This is a genomic window from Telmatocola sphagniphila, assembly GCF_018398935.1.
Taxonomy (GTDB): Bacteria; Planctomycetota; Planctomycetia; order Gemmatales; family Gemmataceae; genus Telmatocola; species Telmatocola sphagniphila.
This window is the reverse complement of the sequence record NZ_CP074694.1, coordinates 5,075,500-5,091,172: the sequence shown is the minus strand read 5'-3', so window position 1 is coordinate 5,091,172 and position 15,673 is coordinate 5,075,500. Positions and strand designations below refer to the sequence as shown.

11 protein-coding genes are annotated in these 15,673 nt (G+C 55.8%); 3 read left to right on the top strand and 8 right to left on the bottom strand.

Annotated elements, in window-relative coordinates; all coding sequences use genetic code 11:
* Positions 1-25: 25 nt before the first annotated feature.
* Complete coding sequence (locus tag KIH39_RS20410) at positions 26-4,396, bottom strand: autotransporter-associated beta strand repeat-containing protein (RefSeq protein ID WP_213495070.1); 4,371 nt, start codon at positions 4,394-4,396, stop codon at positions 26-28.
* A gap of 588 nt (positions 4,397-4,984) precedes the next feature.
* Here KIH39_RS20410 and KIH39_RS20405 point away from each other — a divergent pair.
* Positions 4,985-5,998, top strand: a complete 1,014-nt coding sequence (locus KIH39_RS20405; RefSeq protein WP_213495069.1) for a hypothetical protein — start codon at positions 4,985-4,987, stop codon at positions 5,996-5,998.
* Positions 5,999-6,037: 39 nt separating this feature from the next.
* Here the strand turns inward: KIH39_RS20405 and KIH39_RS20400 are convergent, their stop codons facing one another.
* Entirely contained in the window at positions 6,038-6,937 is a 900-nt protein-coding gene (locus KIH39_RS20400) for a TIM barrel protein (protein WP_213495068.1), read from the bottom strand.
* 139 nt (positions 6,938-7,076) lie between these two features.
* Entirely contained in the window at positions 7,077-7,433 is a 357-nt protein-coding gene (locus KIH39_RS20395; protein ID WP_213495067.1) for a hypothetical protein, read from the bottom strand.
* A gap of 485 nt (positions 7,434-7,918) precedes the next feature.
* On the opposite strand from KIH39_RS20395, the gene KIH39_RS20390 reads away from it, so the two are divergent.
* Positions 7,919-9,040 (top strand): hypothetical protein, encoded by a 1,122-nt coding sequence (locus KIH39_RS20390; RefSeq protein ID WP_213495066.1) that lies wholly within the window; start codon positions 7,919-7,921, stop codon positions 9,038-9,040.
* A 156-nt stretch (positions 9,041-9,196) separates the two neighbouring features.
* Here the strand turns inward: KIH39_RS20390 and KIH39_RS20385 are convergent, their stop codons facing one another.
* Positions 9,197-10,204, bottom strand: a complete 1,008-nt coding sequence (locus KIH39_RS20385; protein ID WP_213495065.1) for a hypothetical protein — start codon at positions 10,202-10,204, stop codon at positions 9,197-9,199.
* Positions 10,205-10,752: 548 nt separating this feature from the next.
* Here KIH39_RS20385 and KIH39_RS20380 point away from each other — a divergent pair.
* Positions 10,753-11,229, top strand: coding sequence for a hypothetical protein (locus KIH39_RS20380; RefSeq protein WP_213495064.1), 477 nt, complete (start codon positions 10,753-10,755; stop codon positions 11,227-11,229).
* A 6-nt stretch (positions 11,230-11,235) separates the two neighbouring features.
* Here the strand turns inward: KIH39_RS20380 and KIH39_RS20375 are convergent, their stop codons facing one another.
* From KIH39_RS20375 to KIH39_RS20360, 4 genes are all read right to left on the bottom strand, one after another.
* On the bottom strand, positions 11,236-11,415 hold the full coding sequence (locus KIH39_RS20375) for a hypothetical protein (protein ID WP_213495063.1): 180 nt from the start codon (positions 11,413-11,415) through the stop codon (positions 11,236-11,238).
* A 19-nt stretch (positions 11,416-11,434) separates the two neighbouring features.
* On the bottom strand, positions 11,435-12,493 hold the full coding sequence (locus KIH39_RS20370) for a DUF1559 domain-containing protein (protein WP_213495062.1): 1,059 nt from the start codon (positions 12,491-12,493) through the stop codon (positions 11,435-11,437).
* A 131-nt stretch (positions 12,494-12,624) separates the two neighbouring features.
* Complete coding sequence (locus tag KIH39_RS20365) at positions 12,625-14,298, bottom strand: GH3 auxin-responsive promoter family protein (RefSeq protein WP_213495061.1); 1,674 nt, start codon at positions 14,296-14,298, stop codon at positions 12,625-12,627.
* A gap of 114 nt (positions 14,299-14,412) precedes the next feature.
* Complete coding sequence (locus tag KIH39_RS20360) at positions 14,413-15,651, bottom strand: beta-ketoacyl-[acyl-carrier-protein] synthase family protein (protein ID WP_213495060.1); 1,239 nt, start codon at positions 15,649-15,651, stop codon at positions 14,413-14,415.
* Between the last annotated feature and the right edge of the window lie 22 nt (positions 15,652-15,673).

Here is a 15,673-nt window from a genome sequence, read left to right as displayed (position 1 = left end):
CCTCTGCGAATAGGTTCAGCATCACTTACGCAATCGAGGCGGTGCTGGTAAGTTTGCGATTTTTGCGCCTTCGCATCCACCCCAGCATTCCCAGTCCGGCCGAACCAAACACCAGCAGTGTGGCGGGTTCGGGCACGGGAATCACCGTGAACGAGATGATCAGGTTGTCGCCATTGATGGCGATGTTCTGATTGGTGAATGCGAAATTCGTTGCCGAGAAGGTGAACTGCGAGGCGGTGAACACGCCGCCGTTGCTCTGGATGTTCGTCGATCCCGTGCCGGTCGAAACGGTAGCAATCTTGAATGTGTAGTCGTTATTCACCACCATACCCGACGCCAGATCATTCATCTGAATGTTGATTTTGTTGCCGCCGGTGGCGACGAAATTCAAAACCGCCGAGCTACTGAGCAGCGTCAAATTGTCGGCGCTGCTGGTAGTCGTACCGTTGATGTCGACATTCCAGTTGGTCGTCGAGCCCCCGGTACCGCCATTAATGGTGACACTGCCTCCGACGCGTAGGGTACCGACAGTTGCCGGTGCACTACCAATGTCGATCGTCCCTCCGGCCGCGACCGTCAGAGTGCCATTGATGCTGCCGTTCCCGCCGATGATTGCCCCCTGCGAAACTTGCACGGCCCCCGTGGAGAGGGACCCGTTAATGCGAAGGCTACCGGCATTCACGTTGGTCCCGCCGGTGTACGTGTTCGTTCCGCTGAGGATGAGTGTGCCGGTTCCGATTTTCGTAAGACTGCCGCCGCCGCTGATGGCTCCCGTGTAGGCCGCGGGGGAGGTGTTATCGGCTCCGATTGTCAGTATTGAGGAAGAGCCGAGAATAATGCTGCCGGCTCCCGTCAGTGAACCAAAGGTAGAACTGGTACCGCTGGTGAGGACGTTCCCGCCGGTGAAATCGATCACCGTCCCGGCCGCCTGGGTGACGGCACTGGTTGAGGGAATGGCATTATTGCCGCGTAAGTACAGCGTGCCGCCGAGCACGGAAGTTGTGCCGGTGTAAGTGTTGGCGACTTCGAAGTCGATAATTCCTTGAGAAGTGGAGGGCAGTGTCACGCTGCCTGCGCCGCTGATGCTACCGAGGAACTGCAAATCGCCGTGATACACATCCGAATTACCGCCGGCCTGCGTTGAGAAATTGTGGTTACCCGCCGACAGTACGACCGAAGGATTGATGGTCAGAGGATAGCTGGCCGAGCCGGAGGTCACAATGCTGACATCGCCGTTGAGCGTTAAAGTACCGCTTCCCTGAACGATGGGCTGGCCGGTGATCGGCGAGTTGCTGGTGCCGAGTGTCGCTGTAATGTTGCCAACCGTCTGGTTGAACGTCTGAAGATCCAGGCCGGCTCCAACGTTCGAGACGTTGCCGGGAGTCACATTTAAGTTGATGCCGCTGGGTAGGGCATTATTGGCTCCCAGTTGTACCAGCCCGTTGCCAATGACCGACAGCGAACCGCCCGAGGAGACCGAGGTCGAATTGATGAGCAGGGTTCCGCCACGGCTGGTCGAAGTGATGCCTTGGCCGCCATCGAAGGTCCAGGAGCCCGAGCCGGAAACGCCAGCGACGGTGAGGACCGTTCCGGCCGTGGTCACTTGCAGAGTACTACTTCCGAAGGTTCCAAAGCTCAATCCGGCTGCGGCCAGGGTCGTCGTGCCGCCTGAATAACTGACGGTCCCGCCGTTGAGGGTGAGCGTGCCGGTACCGGCCGAGTTGCCATTAGCCAGATAAACCGTTCCACCGTTAACCGCCAAGCCACCGCCGAAAGTATTGGAGTTGGTTAGCGTCAGAGTGCCGGTGCTGCCGGAACTGGTAATCAGCGAAGCCGATCCGCCACTGATCACACCCGCGAAGGTCGTGGTCGAATTGCCGGTCAGAGTGAGGTTGCCGGTCAGGTTCAAAGATGTCGAAGAGGAAGACGAGCTGATGCTACCGGCCGATCCGCCGGCAAAATTCACTGTTGCGGTGCCACTGAGATTGATCGAATTCAGAGTGCTGGCACTATTGAAGGAAGCCACGGAAGAGCCGCTGATGTTGAGGTTCCCCGCGGTCGTGGCTCCGGCGATGCTCACACTTCCGCTGGAAATGTTGTAATCTCCGGCGATTGAATTCGTCCCGTTGATCACCAAGCTACCGGCCCCCAGTTTTGTCAGACCGGCCGCGCTGAGTGTCATGTTCGAAGCGAAGGTGAGATTCTGATTCAAATTGAAAGTGAAGCCTCCCGCGGTGCTGAGGGTGCTGCCTCCCGTATCGCCGTTCACGGTCACATTGGTGGCCGTGTTCAAGACCTGGATCAGACCACTACTGACTACCAGAGTGCCGGCGGGAGCGTTGGCGTTGTTGCCGCTGGAGCCGTAGAGATTTTTGAAGTTGGCCGTGCTGAATTCGTTGCTGAAGTTCAGGGCGACGATGGTGGCCCCGGCGTTGATGGTCAAGGTCGAGCCGCCGTTGCCGGTGGTGAAGTTGGCGATCGTGGAAGTATTGGGCGAATTGATGTTGTCGATGATGTTCCCCGTGGTGTTGGCCGCGGTGAACTGAACGATGCCGAGAGTGGAACTGTAAGCGGCCAGTCCCAGTCCCGTGCCGCTGGAGGAATTATCGAAGAGTACGCCCGATAGGGGGGCCGAAGTCGTCCCGGGGGCGCTGGTGAACAGCACGCGGGTATAGCTGCCGCTGCTGCCGCCGAGATTGTCGCCGCGAATCAGCAGGCTGGAGCCATTGCTGACGTTGAGACTGGAAAAAGTCACTTGCAAAGCGGAGCCGGAATTCGTCAGGGTGAGGCGATTGTTGGCGCTCGTTCCCCCGATGACATTGAGCGCACCGAAGTTTTCGATGTTTCCGCTGGGATTCACAGTGTTTCCGATGATGTTCAACTCGCCCATGTTCAGGGTCAGCGTGGGAGTGGTTCCCAATCGAGTCAAAGCCGAGGCCGTATTATCGAGAGTGAGTTTTCCACCGAGCAGGTTAATATTGCCCGAAGAGTTCGCGGTTCCGGTCAGACTCAAATTCCCACCGGTGACGGTAATCGAACCGGTAAAGGTGTTCGTACCGCTTAAAATCAGGTTGTTGGTTCCGGCTTTGATCAGATTCCCACTGCCGCTAATACTGCCCGAGAGGGTCAAATCGCCGAGATTTCCGAGGAAACCGCCGCTTCCGCCGGTAGCCAAGGTGAAGTTACGGGAGTAACTGGCGGCACTCGATCCGGTGTATTGGAGGAAGCCCGTGGTGCCGTTACCCCCCAAAATAAAGTTCTTACTGGCCGCCGTGGCTCCCAGATTACTGCTGTTTCCCGGGGCCGCGAACGAACCGACGGCGACTGTGCCATTCGCGATGACCAGTTGTCCGGTGAAAGTGTTGGTACCGCTGAGAGTCCAGGTGCCTGTTCCGACTTTCGTAATGGTGCTGCTACCCGAGCCATCGTCGCTGAGAATACCGGAAAAGGTCGTGTTGGTGTTGTCGTTACCGGTGGTCAGGCTGGCGGAGCCCATATTCACCGAGCCCGCTCCCGCGAGCGAACCGATGTTCTGGCTGAAGTTACCAATGGTCACCCCGCCGCTGGGATCCGTCGTGAAGAATTGCAAAGTGGAATTCACGGTGACCGCGCTGGCCGAGGGCAGGGCGTTGGTGGCTCCCAGGTAGTTGGCAGTAGTGCTCGAGAAGATGGTCGCACCGGTGTAAGTGCTGACTCCCGTGATGGCTACAGAATCGATACCGGTATAAGTGATGCCCCCGGAGCCCTGAAAGACGTTGCTGAACACGATGTCCTGGGCATTCGCCCCGGTATAGTTCAACCCATTGAAAGTATGGTTGCCCGCGGACAGTTGAATCGTTCCTTTTACAGTCACCGCATTCGGTACACCGCTTCCATCCAGCGACATATCGCCGTTCAGAACCAGCACTTTCGATCCCGTATCAAGACTGGCCTGATTTCCGGCCCCGCCACTGTTGAAGGCCAGGCTATTAACTGTGAGAGTTCCGGTGCCCGAGCCGTTGATGCTGAGCCCATTCGAGATAGTCAAAGCAGGTAGACTGATATTACTGTTGGAATTTTGGGTGATGGTGGATCCGCTGTTCAGGAACTGAATGGCGTTTCCGGAGATGCTATAAGCCCCGGCCGTCGAGTTGAAAGTGATCGAGTTTACTTGAAGATTCGCAATATCGTTGGAGCTAGTCAGGCCGGCGGTCGTCGTGCCTCCGAAAGTGAGCGTAGTCGTGGGGGAGGCGCCGGACGGGGCGCTGCCGCCCCAGTTGGCTGACTGCGACCAGTTGCCACCGGGGGCCGAGCTGCTCCAGGTATAGTTCTGGGCTTGAACTGGGGAATTTGCGGCAAATAGGCAAGCAGCCCCCAGACTGGCGAAGAGACGACGGGGCTTGAATCGAATTACCATGAAGAGGTTCCCCAAAAATTAGCGGACGTTCACATTGAAAGAGACCATCACCAGGGAAGCGATCCTGGCACTGGGAATCGGGAGAGCGTCCGGTTTAAGGCATTTTGAATAAGAGATTTGCAGTTCCTGCGAATAATCCAAAGAGCTGCCCAGGTGGTAACCCGTTTTGGCAGCGGAATTAATGGCCAATCGAAGGCGATCTACCCTAACGATATCCGCTATAGTTTAAGGGGGCTGATTTTTTGGGTCAAGGAGAATTGGTATTCTGCGAACTTCAATAAGAATGTGCGGGCGATATCGGTTTTAGCGACACCTTTAGACCATTCGTTTCCAAAATGACTAAAGAAATCGGAAATTCATTGAAAAAATTCGCGCCCGGCGCGAAAAGCGTCCGTCGAAGCGCTTTTAATTTGACATCGTTGTTCAGCAAATTAGGTTTAGATGGAGCTATCCTCGAAATCCTCCTTTTCGAAACATCCTGCCGGATGTGAGGCTCCTGTTTGCCGATTTTAAGCAAAGGATTCAAGCTTAGGTCGGTTAAAATGGGTAGCATTGAGAAGGTGTGTCGATTTATTACTCGGGACCTGCATGAGGCCGACCCCTATGGTCAACTCGACTTCGACAGATATTAACAAGCTCAGTACTACGGAACTGCGCCGTCGTCTGACCATGCCCTTGAGTGAAGGCGAAGAAATCGCTAGCGTAGCCCCGGCTCCCGCTCCCGCCCCGGTCCTCGAACCCGATACTCTGTCCGTGCTGCGCGCCGCCACCCGGCCAACGGTCTCCCATAACACGCCCGCCCCTGAAGAAACACTCAATACTCGGAGCGTGATCCGACCCATGGGAACATTACCTCCCGCCGGCTCTACGAGAAAATCCAAATCCCCCTCGCAGCTGGATGTGTTTTTCCCGGAGCAATCTCAAGTGCCCTCCAGTTCTGAAAAAGATGAACTCGAATCGCTTCGCGCTGAGAACAATGACCTTCGCGAGCTTCTGGATGAAATGCGGCATCTGCTGCAGGAAGCCAACGATGCCGACGTTCGTCAAAAGGCCGATCTCGAACAGAAGACGGCTAAAATTGCGGAACTCGAAGAAATTCTGCAATCGTTCGAAGACCAGGTGCGGGCGATTCAGGAAGCTCCCAAGCACAAAAACGCCGATGAGCTTGAGGAATGGGCCGACGAACTGGAACGAGAAAACGCCAAGATCATTCAATTGCGGCGCGATCTCGATGCCGACCGTCGGCAGATGAAACTCGATGAGCAGGATCTCGAGCGCCAGATGCGCGAGATGGAAGTTTCCATGGCCAAGGAACGAGCCGTGATGGCCCGCCAGGAAACCGAACTTCGCCGATTGAACCAGGAAATTAACCAGGAACTCGAATTGGCGCAACGGGGCGATCCGGCCCTGCGTCAGCAGATGGCCGTTTTCTCGCGTCGGCACCAGGATATTCTCGCCCGGGCAGGATCCGCACCGGCCTCCGCTGTCGCTCCGCCGCCGGTGGCAGAAGTCCTCGAATCCTCCCACGGTCCGCTGCAAGCGGCCCCCACTAACAAATCGACCGACTCCAATGTGTTTCGTCGGCTTTTCAAAAAGAGTTGAGCGACGAAGCTGAATTAATCGTCCGCCGCCCGAATTCCATTAAGCAAATAACTGGACCGCTTGTTTCAAACACTCGAGCGGGTCTTTGGTCGCCAGAAATTCGTGCCCGACGAAGGCATCGTACTTCATTTCCTTCAGCTTTTTCGCAATCGCCTTATAATTCAATTCCTGATTTTCATCCAGTTCGCCGCGACCCGGATTCCCGGCAGTATGGATATGGCCGAGGATGTCTTTGCACTCCTCCAGCCGTCGAATCACATCGCCGTGCATGATCTGCACGTGGTAAACGTCGAATAACAGTTTGCAGCGCGGGGAACCGACTTTGCGAATCACCTCGGCCACGAGTTCCAGGTCGTCCCCCTGATAGCCCGGGTGTCCTTTCATCGGATGGCTGCCATCGCGGCTGTTGAGGTGTTCGATGCAAACGTTGACGCCCAACTTCTCGGCGATTGGCATCACCCGCTTCAGACCCTTGATGCTGTTGGCGATGGCGTCGTCGCGGGAAATCGTGCCGCTTTTGGGATCTTCCGGCTCCAGGTACTTGTAGCCGATGAAGCCGATAACGTTCGGAAACTTGGCGGCGGCACACGCTTCGATGACTTTGCCGGTACGTTCTACCAGTTCGTCGTGATATTTGAGATTGTTGAAACCCGTTTTGAAGACGCCCGGCATGGTATTACCGCTCATCGCGCAACTCAGCCCATGCTTCTGCAGTGTCGGAAACTCGGCGGGGGTGACCAGTTCCACCGAACTGCAGCCGAGTTCCTTGGCGATCTGGCAGAGCCGGTCCAGCGTCCACTTATCGCCGCCGGAATAACACCAGGAAGCCAGCGATTGTTTGAATTTCGTCTCGTTCATCAATACCTCGCCCTGTAGCGTTTGTGTCCCCGCCAGCAGCCCGGCGGCCAGAGAAGTTTTCAGCAGAGTGCGTCGGTTCATAGTAGAAAAGAGGTTTGAGGAAAAAAGATCCTGCCCCTTCTACGATCCGGAATGGACGAAACGAATGCGAGAAAAATCTGAAATTTACGAGGGAAAGGAATGGGCGAATCCAGCGGAAGCGGGAGGAGACAGGCTCAGATTAATCGCGGCGATCGCGCACGGTCTGGGATAAGTAGGAAAAAGTACTGTCACAGGGCCATTCGCCCTGGAAGAGATTCGCCGCTTCCCAGGCTTCGAAATGGGCCGTTTGTTTATGCTTGCGATCGCGGGAGAGTATCGAGACTTCCAATTTACTGGTAATGTAGGGCAGGGCTTCCGGACCGCGATCCCGAAGCAATTTGTCGGAATTCACCCCTGGACCAAACGCCGCCTCGATCATCTCGTGCAGCACTTCATACTTGATCAGAACGATGCCGTACTTGGTGGTAAAGGTGTGCTGATACCAACGATTCAAGGAGTCCTTCGATAGATGCGTCATGCTGGAAATGCGAGACATTGCGTAACCCCTCAATAATCGTGGGCAGCCACCTCCGAAAATACCCTTACATATTGCTAAAAGCCTAGTTTGAACTTTTTTGAGTGCAAATAAATAAAATTTCTATCTCGACGACAGAAGGGGATTATCGGCAATAGTGCGAGTAATTTGAGCATACTTCATTTTTTGCATGAAATGAATTTTATTGAGCCAGGCGGGAAATCGGTGAGCCTGGAGCCAAAGTCCGTCTTTGCGGAACTGGGGAGAATGAAGAATTTTCCCCTAAGCCAGATGTTTTTACCCGGCAACCTGGAAGCTTGGGGCATCTCTTGAATTGAAGTAGACCAGCTAAGACCCCGTCCAATAACCAAATTTTAATTCCCCTCCAAAATGTGCGTTTTGATTCAAGAAACTCCCCCTGTTTGGGCTCAGGCGATCTTGTGGCATTGCCCGCGAGCGGTTATTAACCGCTCCTCCGGATTCCCGATCTTTGAATACGAGAAGATATGTATCGCTATCTGTTTGTATTGATTGCTGCCGCGGCCTGGCTTTCGCCGGCCTGGGCGCAGATCTCTCCCATGCAGGATTACGAAATCCCGAATAAGAATCCGCCCGCGGCCGCCCTGGAAAGCACCAAGACTCCCGTGGATCCTCCGATACAACTGGCCGATCAAGGTGGCTTCGACGGCAAAGGCGGCCTCGGCTTCGGACCGGCGGGCATGACCGGCGGACCGGGTAGTGGCTTTGGCGGGATCTATGGAATGACGGGGCCGGGCATCGGGGTCACCTGGATGCCAAATCAAAATGTCCGGGGCCAGAACGCCGATCTGGGTTTTGTCCGGCAGCAGACATCGATCGTCGTTCCCTTATGGATCGATGGTCCGGATAAGGTCACCTTCAATACCGGTATCGGTACCACCTGGTTCAACGGAAATCCCATTTTCCCCGATTCGATGCGGCAGTTTCCCAACCAGATCTGGAATGTTCATCTGGGTCTGGGTTACAGCCACATGTTCGACAACGGCTGGTTAGCCAGCTTTTCGACGAATTTAGGTTCGGCCAGCGATAAACCATTCGCCACCATCCACGAAGTGAACTTCGGATTCATGGGCATGCTGCGCGTCCCTTCGGGGGAAAACAACGCCTGGATCTTCAGCCTGATGTACAACCCGACGGGCGAATTGAACATTCCGATACCCGGCGTGGCCTACCAGTGGGTGCCCAGTGAAAACTTTTCCATGAATATCGGTCTGCCCTTCATGATGCGCTGGCGGCCCATGGACGACTGGGTGGTGAGTTTTTCGTATATGCCGGTGCGCACAATCCATTCGAAGCTCACCTGGGAATTCGATAAAAACTGGCAGGCGTACATCGGTTGGGACTGGATCAGTGAAGGGGCTTATCTGTCGGATCGGATCGACAATCAGGAACGCTTGCTTTACTACGAAAAGCACGTTCAGGCCGGCTTGCGTTTCGAGGCCAGCTCCCACCTGTTTTTAGATATGTACGGCGGCTATGCCTACGATCGCTTCTACTTTACGGGTAAGAGCTACAGTGACCGCAATCACGATCAGCTCGATATTGGCGATGGCCCTTATGCCGGCTTCAAAGTCACAATTCGGTATTAGCAGATAGCAGTGGGTTCGATTCGGGCAATTTGAAAAAGCGGTCTCGCCGCTTCCAAAATCGGGCTGAGTGCCCGGAAAACAAGTCTCTGGAAATGAAGAAACCCGCGTGGTGTTCACACGCGGGTTTCGCTCAGCCCTTGAGAGGGAGAGTATTAATTATTTGCAACCGCAGCTGGTCGTGGGAGCTGCACAGCCGCAAGCCGTGGAGGAACCAATGCTGTGGAGCTTGCCTTTGAGGCCAGCGAAGAAGCTCTTGATTCCGCTAGCACTGCCGCAACCAGCGTCGCAAGCCGAAACTGCGGGAGCAACGGCGACTTGCTTTTCAACCCAAGTCGGGATGCACTTGGTCACGGTCACGGTTTCTTCGACCGGAACCTTCACGCAAACCGTGCGGGTAGCCTGGTAAGGAACGCAAACCTTCTTGCAAACCGTGTAGCTTTCGGTCTTCGTTTCTGGAACGCACTTGGTCTTGCAGACGGTGACCTGCTCAACCTTCGTCTCACACTTGTAGCTGCAGACCTTCTTGGTCACGGGAACGCATTCCGTTACGTGACGGGTCTTGCAGACCGGGTGAGATTCCTGAACCAGGTTGGGAACCCATACTTTGACGCACTTGGTGCGAACCGTGGGACACGGTGCAGGAGCTGCACAAGGATTGTCGCATCCCGTGCTGCAACCGTTGTCGCTAGCGATCTTGCTGTGGAGATGGCCGAAGCTGGGCTTCAGGCTGCTCAAGTGGTCCAGAATGCTGGGGCCAGCGGCAACCGTCTGGGTTTCCCAGTGACCTTTATCGACGCACTTGGTCACGTTTTCCGTGTAGTGTTCGATGCGGGTCTTCTTCACCAATTCAGTTCGCTCTTCCCACACGGGAACCTTGACGGTCACGGTGCGGGGTTCGACCACCTGTTCGGTGACCTTGTGGTAAACCGTCACTTGTCGGGTCTTAACTTCCGACACCGTTTCGTACTTGTAGGCGGTGTAGCTTTCGACCTTCTGTTCGGTCTTGTAGCTGCATCGCTTTTCTTGTACCTGGGTCGGAACGTATTCCAACACTTTGACGGTCGAGGTGCAGGGGCTACATGCATCCTTGGCTTGGGCCGCGAACGGGGCCAGAGCCAGGAGCGCACCCGCGGACAAACATTTGCCCAGACTGAGCTTAAACATGGAAATCTTCTCCGTTTCCTTTGGGTCGCCCGTGGTCATCGCCTGCGGCCATCCAGAACCGCGGAAAACACGACGCCTACGTTCGACATGTACACTGGCAGTATGACGCGCCTGCGAAGAATGGGAAATTTTGATAGGGTCGAAAAGCTGAAAAATATGCGGACGCTAGCGCCTTTGTACCGATCGGCGAAAGTCGTTCGATTGTGAGGGTGTTTCGGTCTGGAAGAGAGTTGCGGCGGTGCTCGAGACCGCTTTCGCCTAAAGGCCCCCTCATTTCTTGGGAATAATCCATTTCAATTCACTGCGATTTCGCCAAATAGTTTTCGCGAGAGAGCTCCAAAAGCTCCCGAACCCTCCCGTTGGGTCAAAAGCCGCCCTCTTAAAAATTCTGGACTCTTCGCCCAAAACTCCCCGTTTGCGGGATCGGAGTTCTTTCAAATGCTTCTCGAAACCCCTCTACCGCCAAACTTCGCCAGGCCTTTGCAATAACTACACTCAATTGCCAATCGCCACCCATAGAAAAACAGAAACCAAATAAGGAAATCTTTATGCGAAGACTGTTTTTGGGACTGACCGCTCTCTTTTTGTGTTCCGGATGCCAGGATTCCGGCCCGACCCTCTCGGGTTTGTATCCGGTGAATGGAAAAGTGATTCAAAACGGCAAGCCGGTAACCGGCGGCGGACTCCTGTTCGTGGCCGAGGAGGGAGGCCGTGGCGGTTGCATCTTCGATGCATCAGTCAATCCGGATGGCACCTACGAAGCGCGGACCAGCCGGCTCAAAGATACTCCGGTGATCTTCTATCCGGGCTTGCCCAAAGGCAAATACAAGCTGATTTATCATCCGGGCGGCAATGGCGCAGTCACCGGAACTCAAATCGAATCGAAAGTCAGGTTGACGGTGGAGGAAACGCGGAATCAGATTGAAATTGAACTGCCGGATGGGGGAGCCGGTGAAAAGACCGGCGTACCCCGGGATGACGATCCCAATAGTCCCGCGTTCGATCCGAACCGGGACGACAAGTAGACTCAACTAGCGTTTGCGCTTCTCGCCGGGACGCTCCAGTCGCCTCTCGGCTTCGTCCACGGACGCCTGATCCTTATTCTGTAAAGCTTCCAGATCCTGGGCCGATCTTTTCTCTTCCTTGGCGCCCCCGCAGCCTGCAGCCAGCGGAATTCCGCACAGAAAAATCACCAATAGCCATTTATTCAAAGTTTTCTCCGCCCAGAGTTTAGTTGTTGATGGACAACGTTTCATTGCCGTTACGCGTGCAGGCAGCGGCCCAGGTCGCGGCATCCACGCTGAACGTCACGGTACGCACCGATCCATCGCAAAAGACCGTGTTAACGCCGCCGGGGTGCGGTCCGCCGAATTGTTGGTTCCAGATGGTTACGGGTTTGCCCGCGGCATCGACCACGCAAGGGGCTTCGATGTCGGGCCGAGGAGTCCGGGGAATGGTACGAGTCGTGGAGCCGGGTCCGGCGGGTTGGCCGCCGTTGTAGAGATAGCTATAAGTGCCTGCACCGACGCGAACAATGCATTCATCCCAACCCGCATTACACCAGACTTCGTTATCGCCCCCATCGTTGCCGGAGGCGGCCGCTGTTGCCACCCGCAGCGGATGGAGCCACTTCTCGGCGACCAGCAGTGTATTGGAAGTTCCATCGCTGATGCGGTTTAAGGCCACCGGAGCGACGTTGGATCGAAGCACCACGCCATCGAAAGTATTGGTTTCCGTCACAGCCGGACTGCCGTTGCCGCTCGAACCGGCGGAGTCGTCGGTGGGGGTGCCGTTGGAGAAATAGGATCCGGCGTTCCCGTTGTAGTCGCAGCGGGCCGAACCGCTGTAGGACTCGGCGTCCCGACGGGAGGGGCAATAGTAGATTTTGATCGCCGCGTTGTATACCGTTGCACGCTCGATCGCGTTGTAAACATTATCCTGCTCAATGTACGGCAGGATCCAGTAGCGCCAGCTGTAGCCGTCCCGATCATCCTTGACGCCGGCCGCGTTGGATTTCGCCTGGTTATTATCCGTCCAGTTGCAGCAGTTCTGAGTCGGCTGGCCGGACGGTCGACCATCGCGACCGCCGCGCGGTAATGTCCCGTTGACGCTGGCGTAGTTGTGAAAAGCCAGCCCGATTTGCTTCAAATGGTTGGAACACTGCATCCGGGAAGCGGCCTCCCGGACTTTTTGCACGGCCGGTAACAAAAGGCCGATGAGAACCGCGATGATGGCGATCACCACCAGCAGTTCGATGAGCGTGAAAGCCCCACGTTTGATAGAACGCATTAACCTGAAACTCCGATAGACCCGGGCGACGGAGTTTAAAATTAGAAATTGCTTATGAAGTACTTGCGAAGAACAGATTTTAAATAAGAGAAAGTTTATTTTAAACCCCATCGCATAAACTTCATCTCATTTTAAAACTTCTCGATCTCTTTCACAAATTCGAGATCGCCAATCAGACAAGGATGCTTGTATTGCTCCGGGCTGCCGCCGCGCTTGGCGAGGTTCTGTTTGTCCCAGCGGCTCCAGGCTCCGGTTGAAATCTTTAGGGCTTGTACCGGACCTAACCGGCCGCTGTCCCGCTTCGCATCGTATTCCACGTTCTGCCGGCGTAACTCGGCTTCCAGTCCCTTCAGGAAGCTGGCCAGCAGCACCGGATCTTTCATATCCTGCTCTTCCAGAAAAATCCCGTAATAAGGCTGCTTCTCGTCCCAGACCGGCGCGAGGGCGTAGGCCGTGATCGGTTGAGGGATCGTCTTCATCACATGAATCATCGCCTGGGTGACATGATGTTCGCTGAGCTTCTCCCCGGTCAGATTCGCAAAGCGGTTTCCCTTCCCGAGGAATTCGATGAGCGGCGTGCCGTTGAATTTACCGGTCATCCGCACCAGGTCGACGATGTGATACCGATACAATCCCGATTTGGTGGTGAGCAGGATGTAGTAGGGCTTACCTTCTTCGAGTTCGTGGGCGCGCAGACAAATCGGCTGCTTCGACTCGATCTCCCCTTCCGGAATGAACTCGAAGTAATGGCTGCTGATATCCAGAACGCCCGCCGGGGAGTTGTCTTCCAGCGGAATGGTCATCCGTCCTTCACTGGCCAGTAGACCGATATCGCGCAGCAGGGTGTTGCCATAGTAATCGGGCAACTGACGCAGGTAAGGCCCCACGCTGCCGCCGGTCCAGCAGCCGATCATCAGTTCTTCCGGTTTCCAGACATGTTTGGGAAGGAACACAGGTTCGCGCTGGGCGATGGCTTCCAGTTTTTTTGCCTGAGCCGGATCGGCCTTGAGTCGCAGTGCCAGGGCTGCGCGCAATTCGGGGGCGATGTCCAAGTTGTTGGAGAGGGTGCCCTGAGCCAGATCCCGGAGGAGGTTTTCCTTGTGCAGATCGAGGACCCGGGCCAGTGCCACCAGCGTACTGGGATTAGCGGCCATCAGCATGCCGACTTTTCGGCGCAAGCTACACAATAGAGCCACATAGTATCGACTAACCGGGTCTTTGATTTTTCCGGTATACGCCGGGACAGTGTACAGACCGCGCACGATCTTCTTTTGAACTTGCGCCGTATAGCCGGAGAGATTGCCGCAGGGGATGCCCGCTTCGCAGCGGAATTCTTCGGGATCGCCAACCATCTGAGCCATCGGCTTCAGCGAGATCACCGGATGATCGCGCATGGCCGTCAGTCCCCAGATGTTCCAGCCCCGGCGATAATCGTCCAGGTAGTCCTGAGTAATGGGGATCATCTTGCGGCTGGCCGTGGTGCCGGAAGTGAGGGCGAACATCAGTACCTGCGGATCGGACAGCAGCGCGCTGGTTTCCCCTTTTTGCACCCGTTGAACGTACGGGGCGACGTATTCATAGGGCGCAACCGGAATCTGTCGGCGGAAGTCTTCGACCGTACGAATGGTGGAGAAGCCGTGATCGCGGCCGAAGCCAGTGTCCCGCTGCTTGGCAATGATTCGCTGCAGCAGATCGCTCTGAGCGGTTTCCGGATGATGCGTGGTTGCAACGAAGGCATTGAGACGACGGCGAATGGGTCGAGCCACCAATCGCCCGGCGGTGCGAAGTAATAATCGACGGAACATCACTCAGTCCATGGATTTGCAAATGGAGCGCTGAGAGGCATTATACCAAGGCGACTCACGAACAGATTCGGGCGATCGGGAAATCGCCGTCAAACTTTTCTCCAACAATTCCGGTTACGCGGCGGCCAGCACCAGGCAGCTATTGGACCCACCGAAGCCAAAGCTGTTGCTCAAGGCTACTTTGACTTTGCGTTCCTGGACGTGATTTGCGACGTGATTTAGCTGACAATCAGGATCTATGTCCTGCAGATTGATTGTCGGCGGGATGGCGCTGTAGCGAAACGCCGTTAGACAAGCCAAAGCTTCCAGAGCACTGGCGGCTGTCAATAAATGACCAGTCATACTCTTAGTCGAGCTGACCGGCACGATTCGAGTGATCTCCTCGAACACCATCTGGATGGCCTTCGCCTCCGCGGCATCGCCGACTGGAGTGCTGGTGCCGTGAGCATTTACATAATCGACCTGATCAGGATTGAGCCCGGCTTCTTCGAGGGCCATGCGAATGGCCCGGGCCGCCTGAGTCGGTTCCGGATTGGGGATCACCATATGGTGGGCGTCGCTGGTTAAGCCGCAACCGAGAACGTTGCCATAAATCGGAGCGGAACGGCTCTTAGCCCGGTTTTCTTTTTCCAGAACGAACATGACGCCCCCTTCGCCCAGAACGAAGCCATCGCGGCCCCGGTCGAATGGTCGGGAAGCCCCGGCAGGATTTTCGTTGTTGCGAGAGAGCGCCCGGAGGTTACCGAAGCAGGCTAGCGTCACGGCCGTCAGGCCGGTATCGCAACCTCCCGCAAGGCAGACATCGGCCAGTCCCAGGTCGAGCCATTGCCGGGCCATGTCGAAGGCAAAGTTGGCGGAAGCACAGGCCGCCGACAGAACGGTGGCCGGTCCCTGGATGCCCAGTTCTTTTTGTATGATCGAAACCAAGGGCGGGCGATCTCTCTTGGCCAGACAGTATTCCTCTTTCATGAACGTCAGGCCATCTTCTTCCCAGTGCCACATGCAGTCGGAAGCATTGCCGATAATCAGTCCGATTCGCAGTTGGTCTTTCTTCTGCCACAGGCCGGCGTCCTGCAGCGAAGCCTGCACGCAGAACAGACAGAGTTGCTCGAGTCGGGAACGGCTTCGGAAGGCAACCTCGCTGAAACCGGGCGGCACCGGCACATCGGCGATTCCCGCCCCGATCTTCGAAGGATGGTTCGCGACGTCGAAACCCAGGATCTCCCGCACGGCAGATTTACCCGCCAGCAGATTCTGCGATATCGATTCGAAATCCCAACCCAAAGGCGTACCGGCACCTATCCCCGTGATACAGGTGCGATCGGTCGGAAAGCGTAAGTGAGAACTTACCATGCGAGCTCGGCCTCAAGGAGGG

Bases quoted from the DNA above. Each gene is read 5' to 3' on its own strand.
- KIH39_RS20410 (WP_213495070.1), bottom strand. From the start codon at position 4,396: ATGGTAATTCGATTCAAGCCCCGTCGTCTCTTCGCCAGTCTGGGGGCT.
- KIH39_RS20405 (WP_213495069.1), top strand. From the start codon at position 4,985: ATGAGGCCGACCCCTATGGTCAACTCGACTTCGACAGATATTAACAAG.
- KIH39_RS20400 (WP_213495068.1), bottom strand. From the start codon at position 6,937: ATGAACCGACGCACTCTGCTGAAAACTTCTCTGGCCGCCGGGCTGCTG.
- KIH39_RS20395 (WP_213495067.1), bottom strand. From the start codon at position 7,433: ATGTCTCGCATTTCCAGCATGACGCATCTATCGAAGGACTCCTTGAAT.
- KIH39_RS20390 (WP_213495066.1), top strand. From the start codon at position 7,919: ATGTATCGCTATCTGTTTGTATTGATTGCTGCCGCGGCCTGGCTTTCG.
- KIH39_RS20385 (WP_213495065.1), bottom strand. From the start codon at position 10,204: ATGTTTAAGCTCAGTCTGGGCAAATGTTTGTCCGCGGGTGCGCTCCTG.
- KIH39_RS20380 (WP_213495064.1), top strand. From the start codon at position 10,753: ATGCGAAGACTGTTTTTGGGACTGACCGCTCTCTTTTTGTGTTCCGGA.
- KIH39_RS20370 (WP_213495062.1), bottom strand. From the start codon at position 12,493: ATGCGTTCTATCAAACGTGGGGCTTTCACGCTCATCGAACTGCTGGTG.
- KIH39_RS20365 (WP_213495061.1), bottom strand. From the start codon at position 14,298: ATGTTCCGTCGATTATTACTTCGCACCGCCGGGCGATTGGTGGCTCGA.
- KIH39_RS20360 (WP_213495060.1), bottom strand. From the start codon at position 15,651: ATGGTAAGTTCTCACTTACGCTTTCCGACCGATCGCACCTGTATCACG.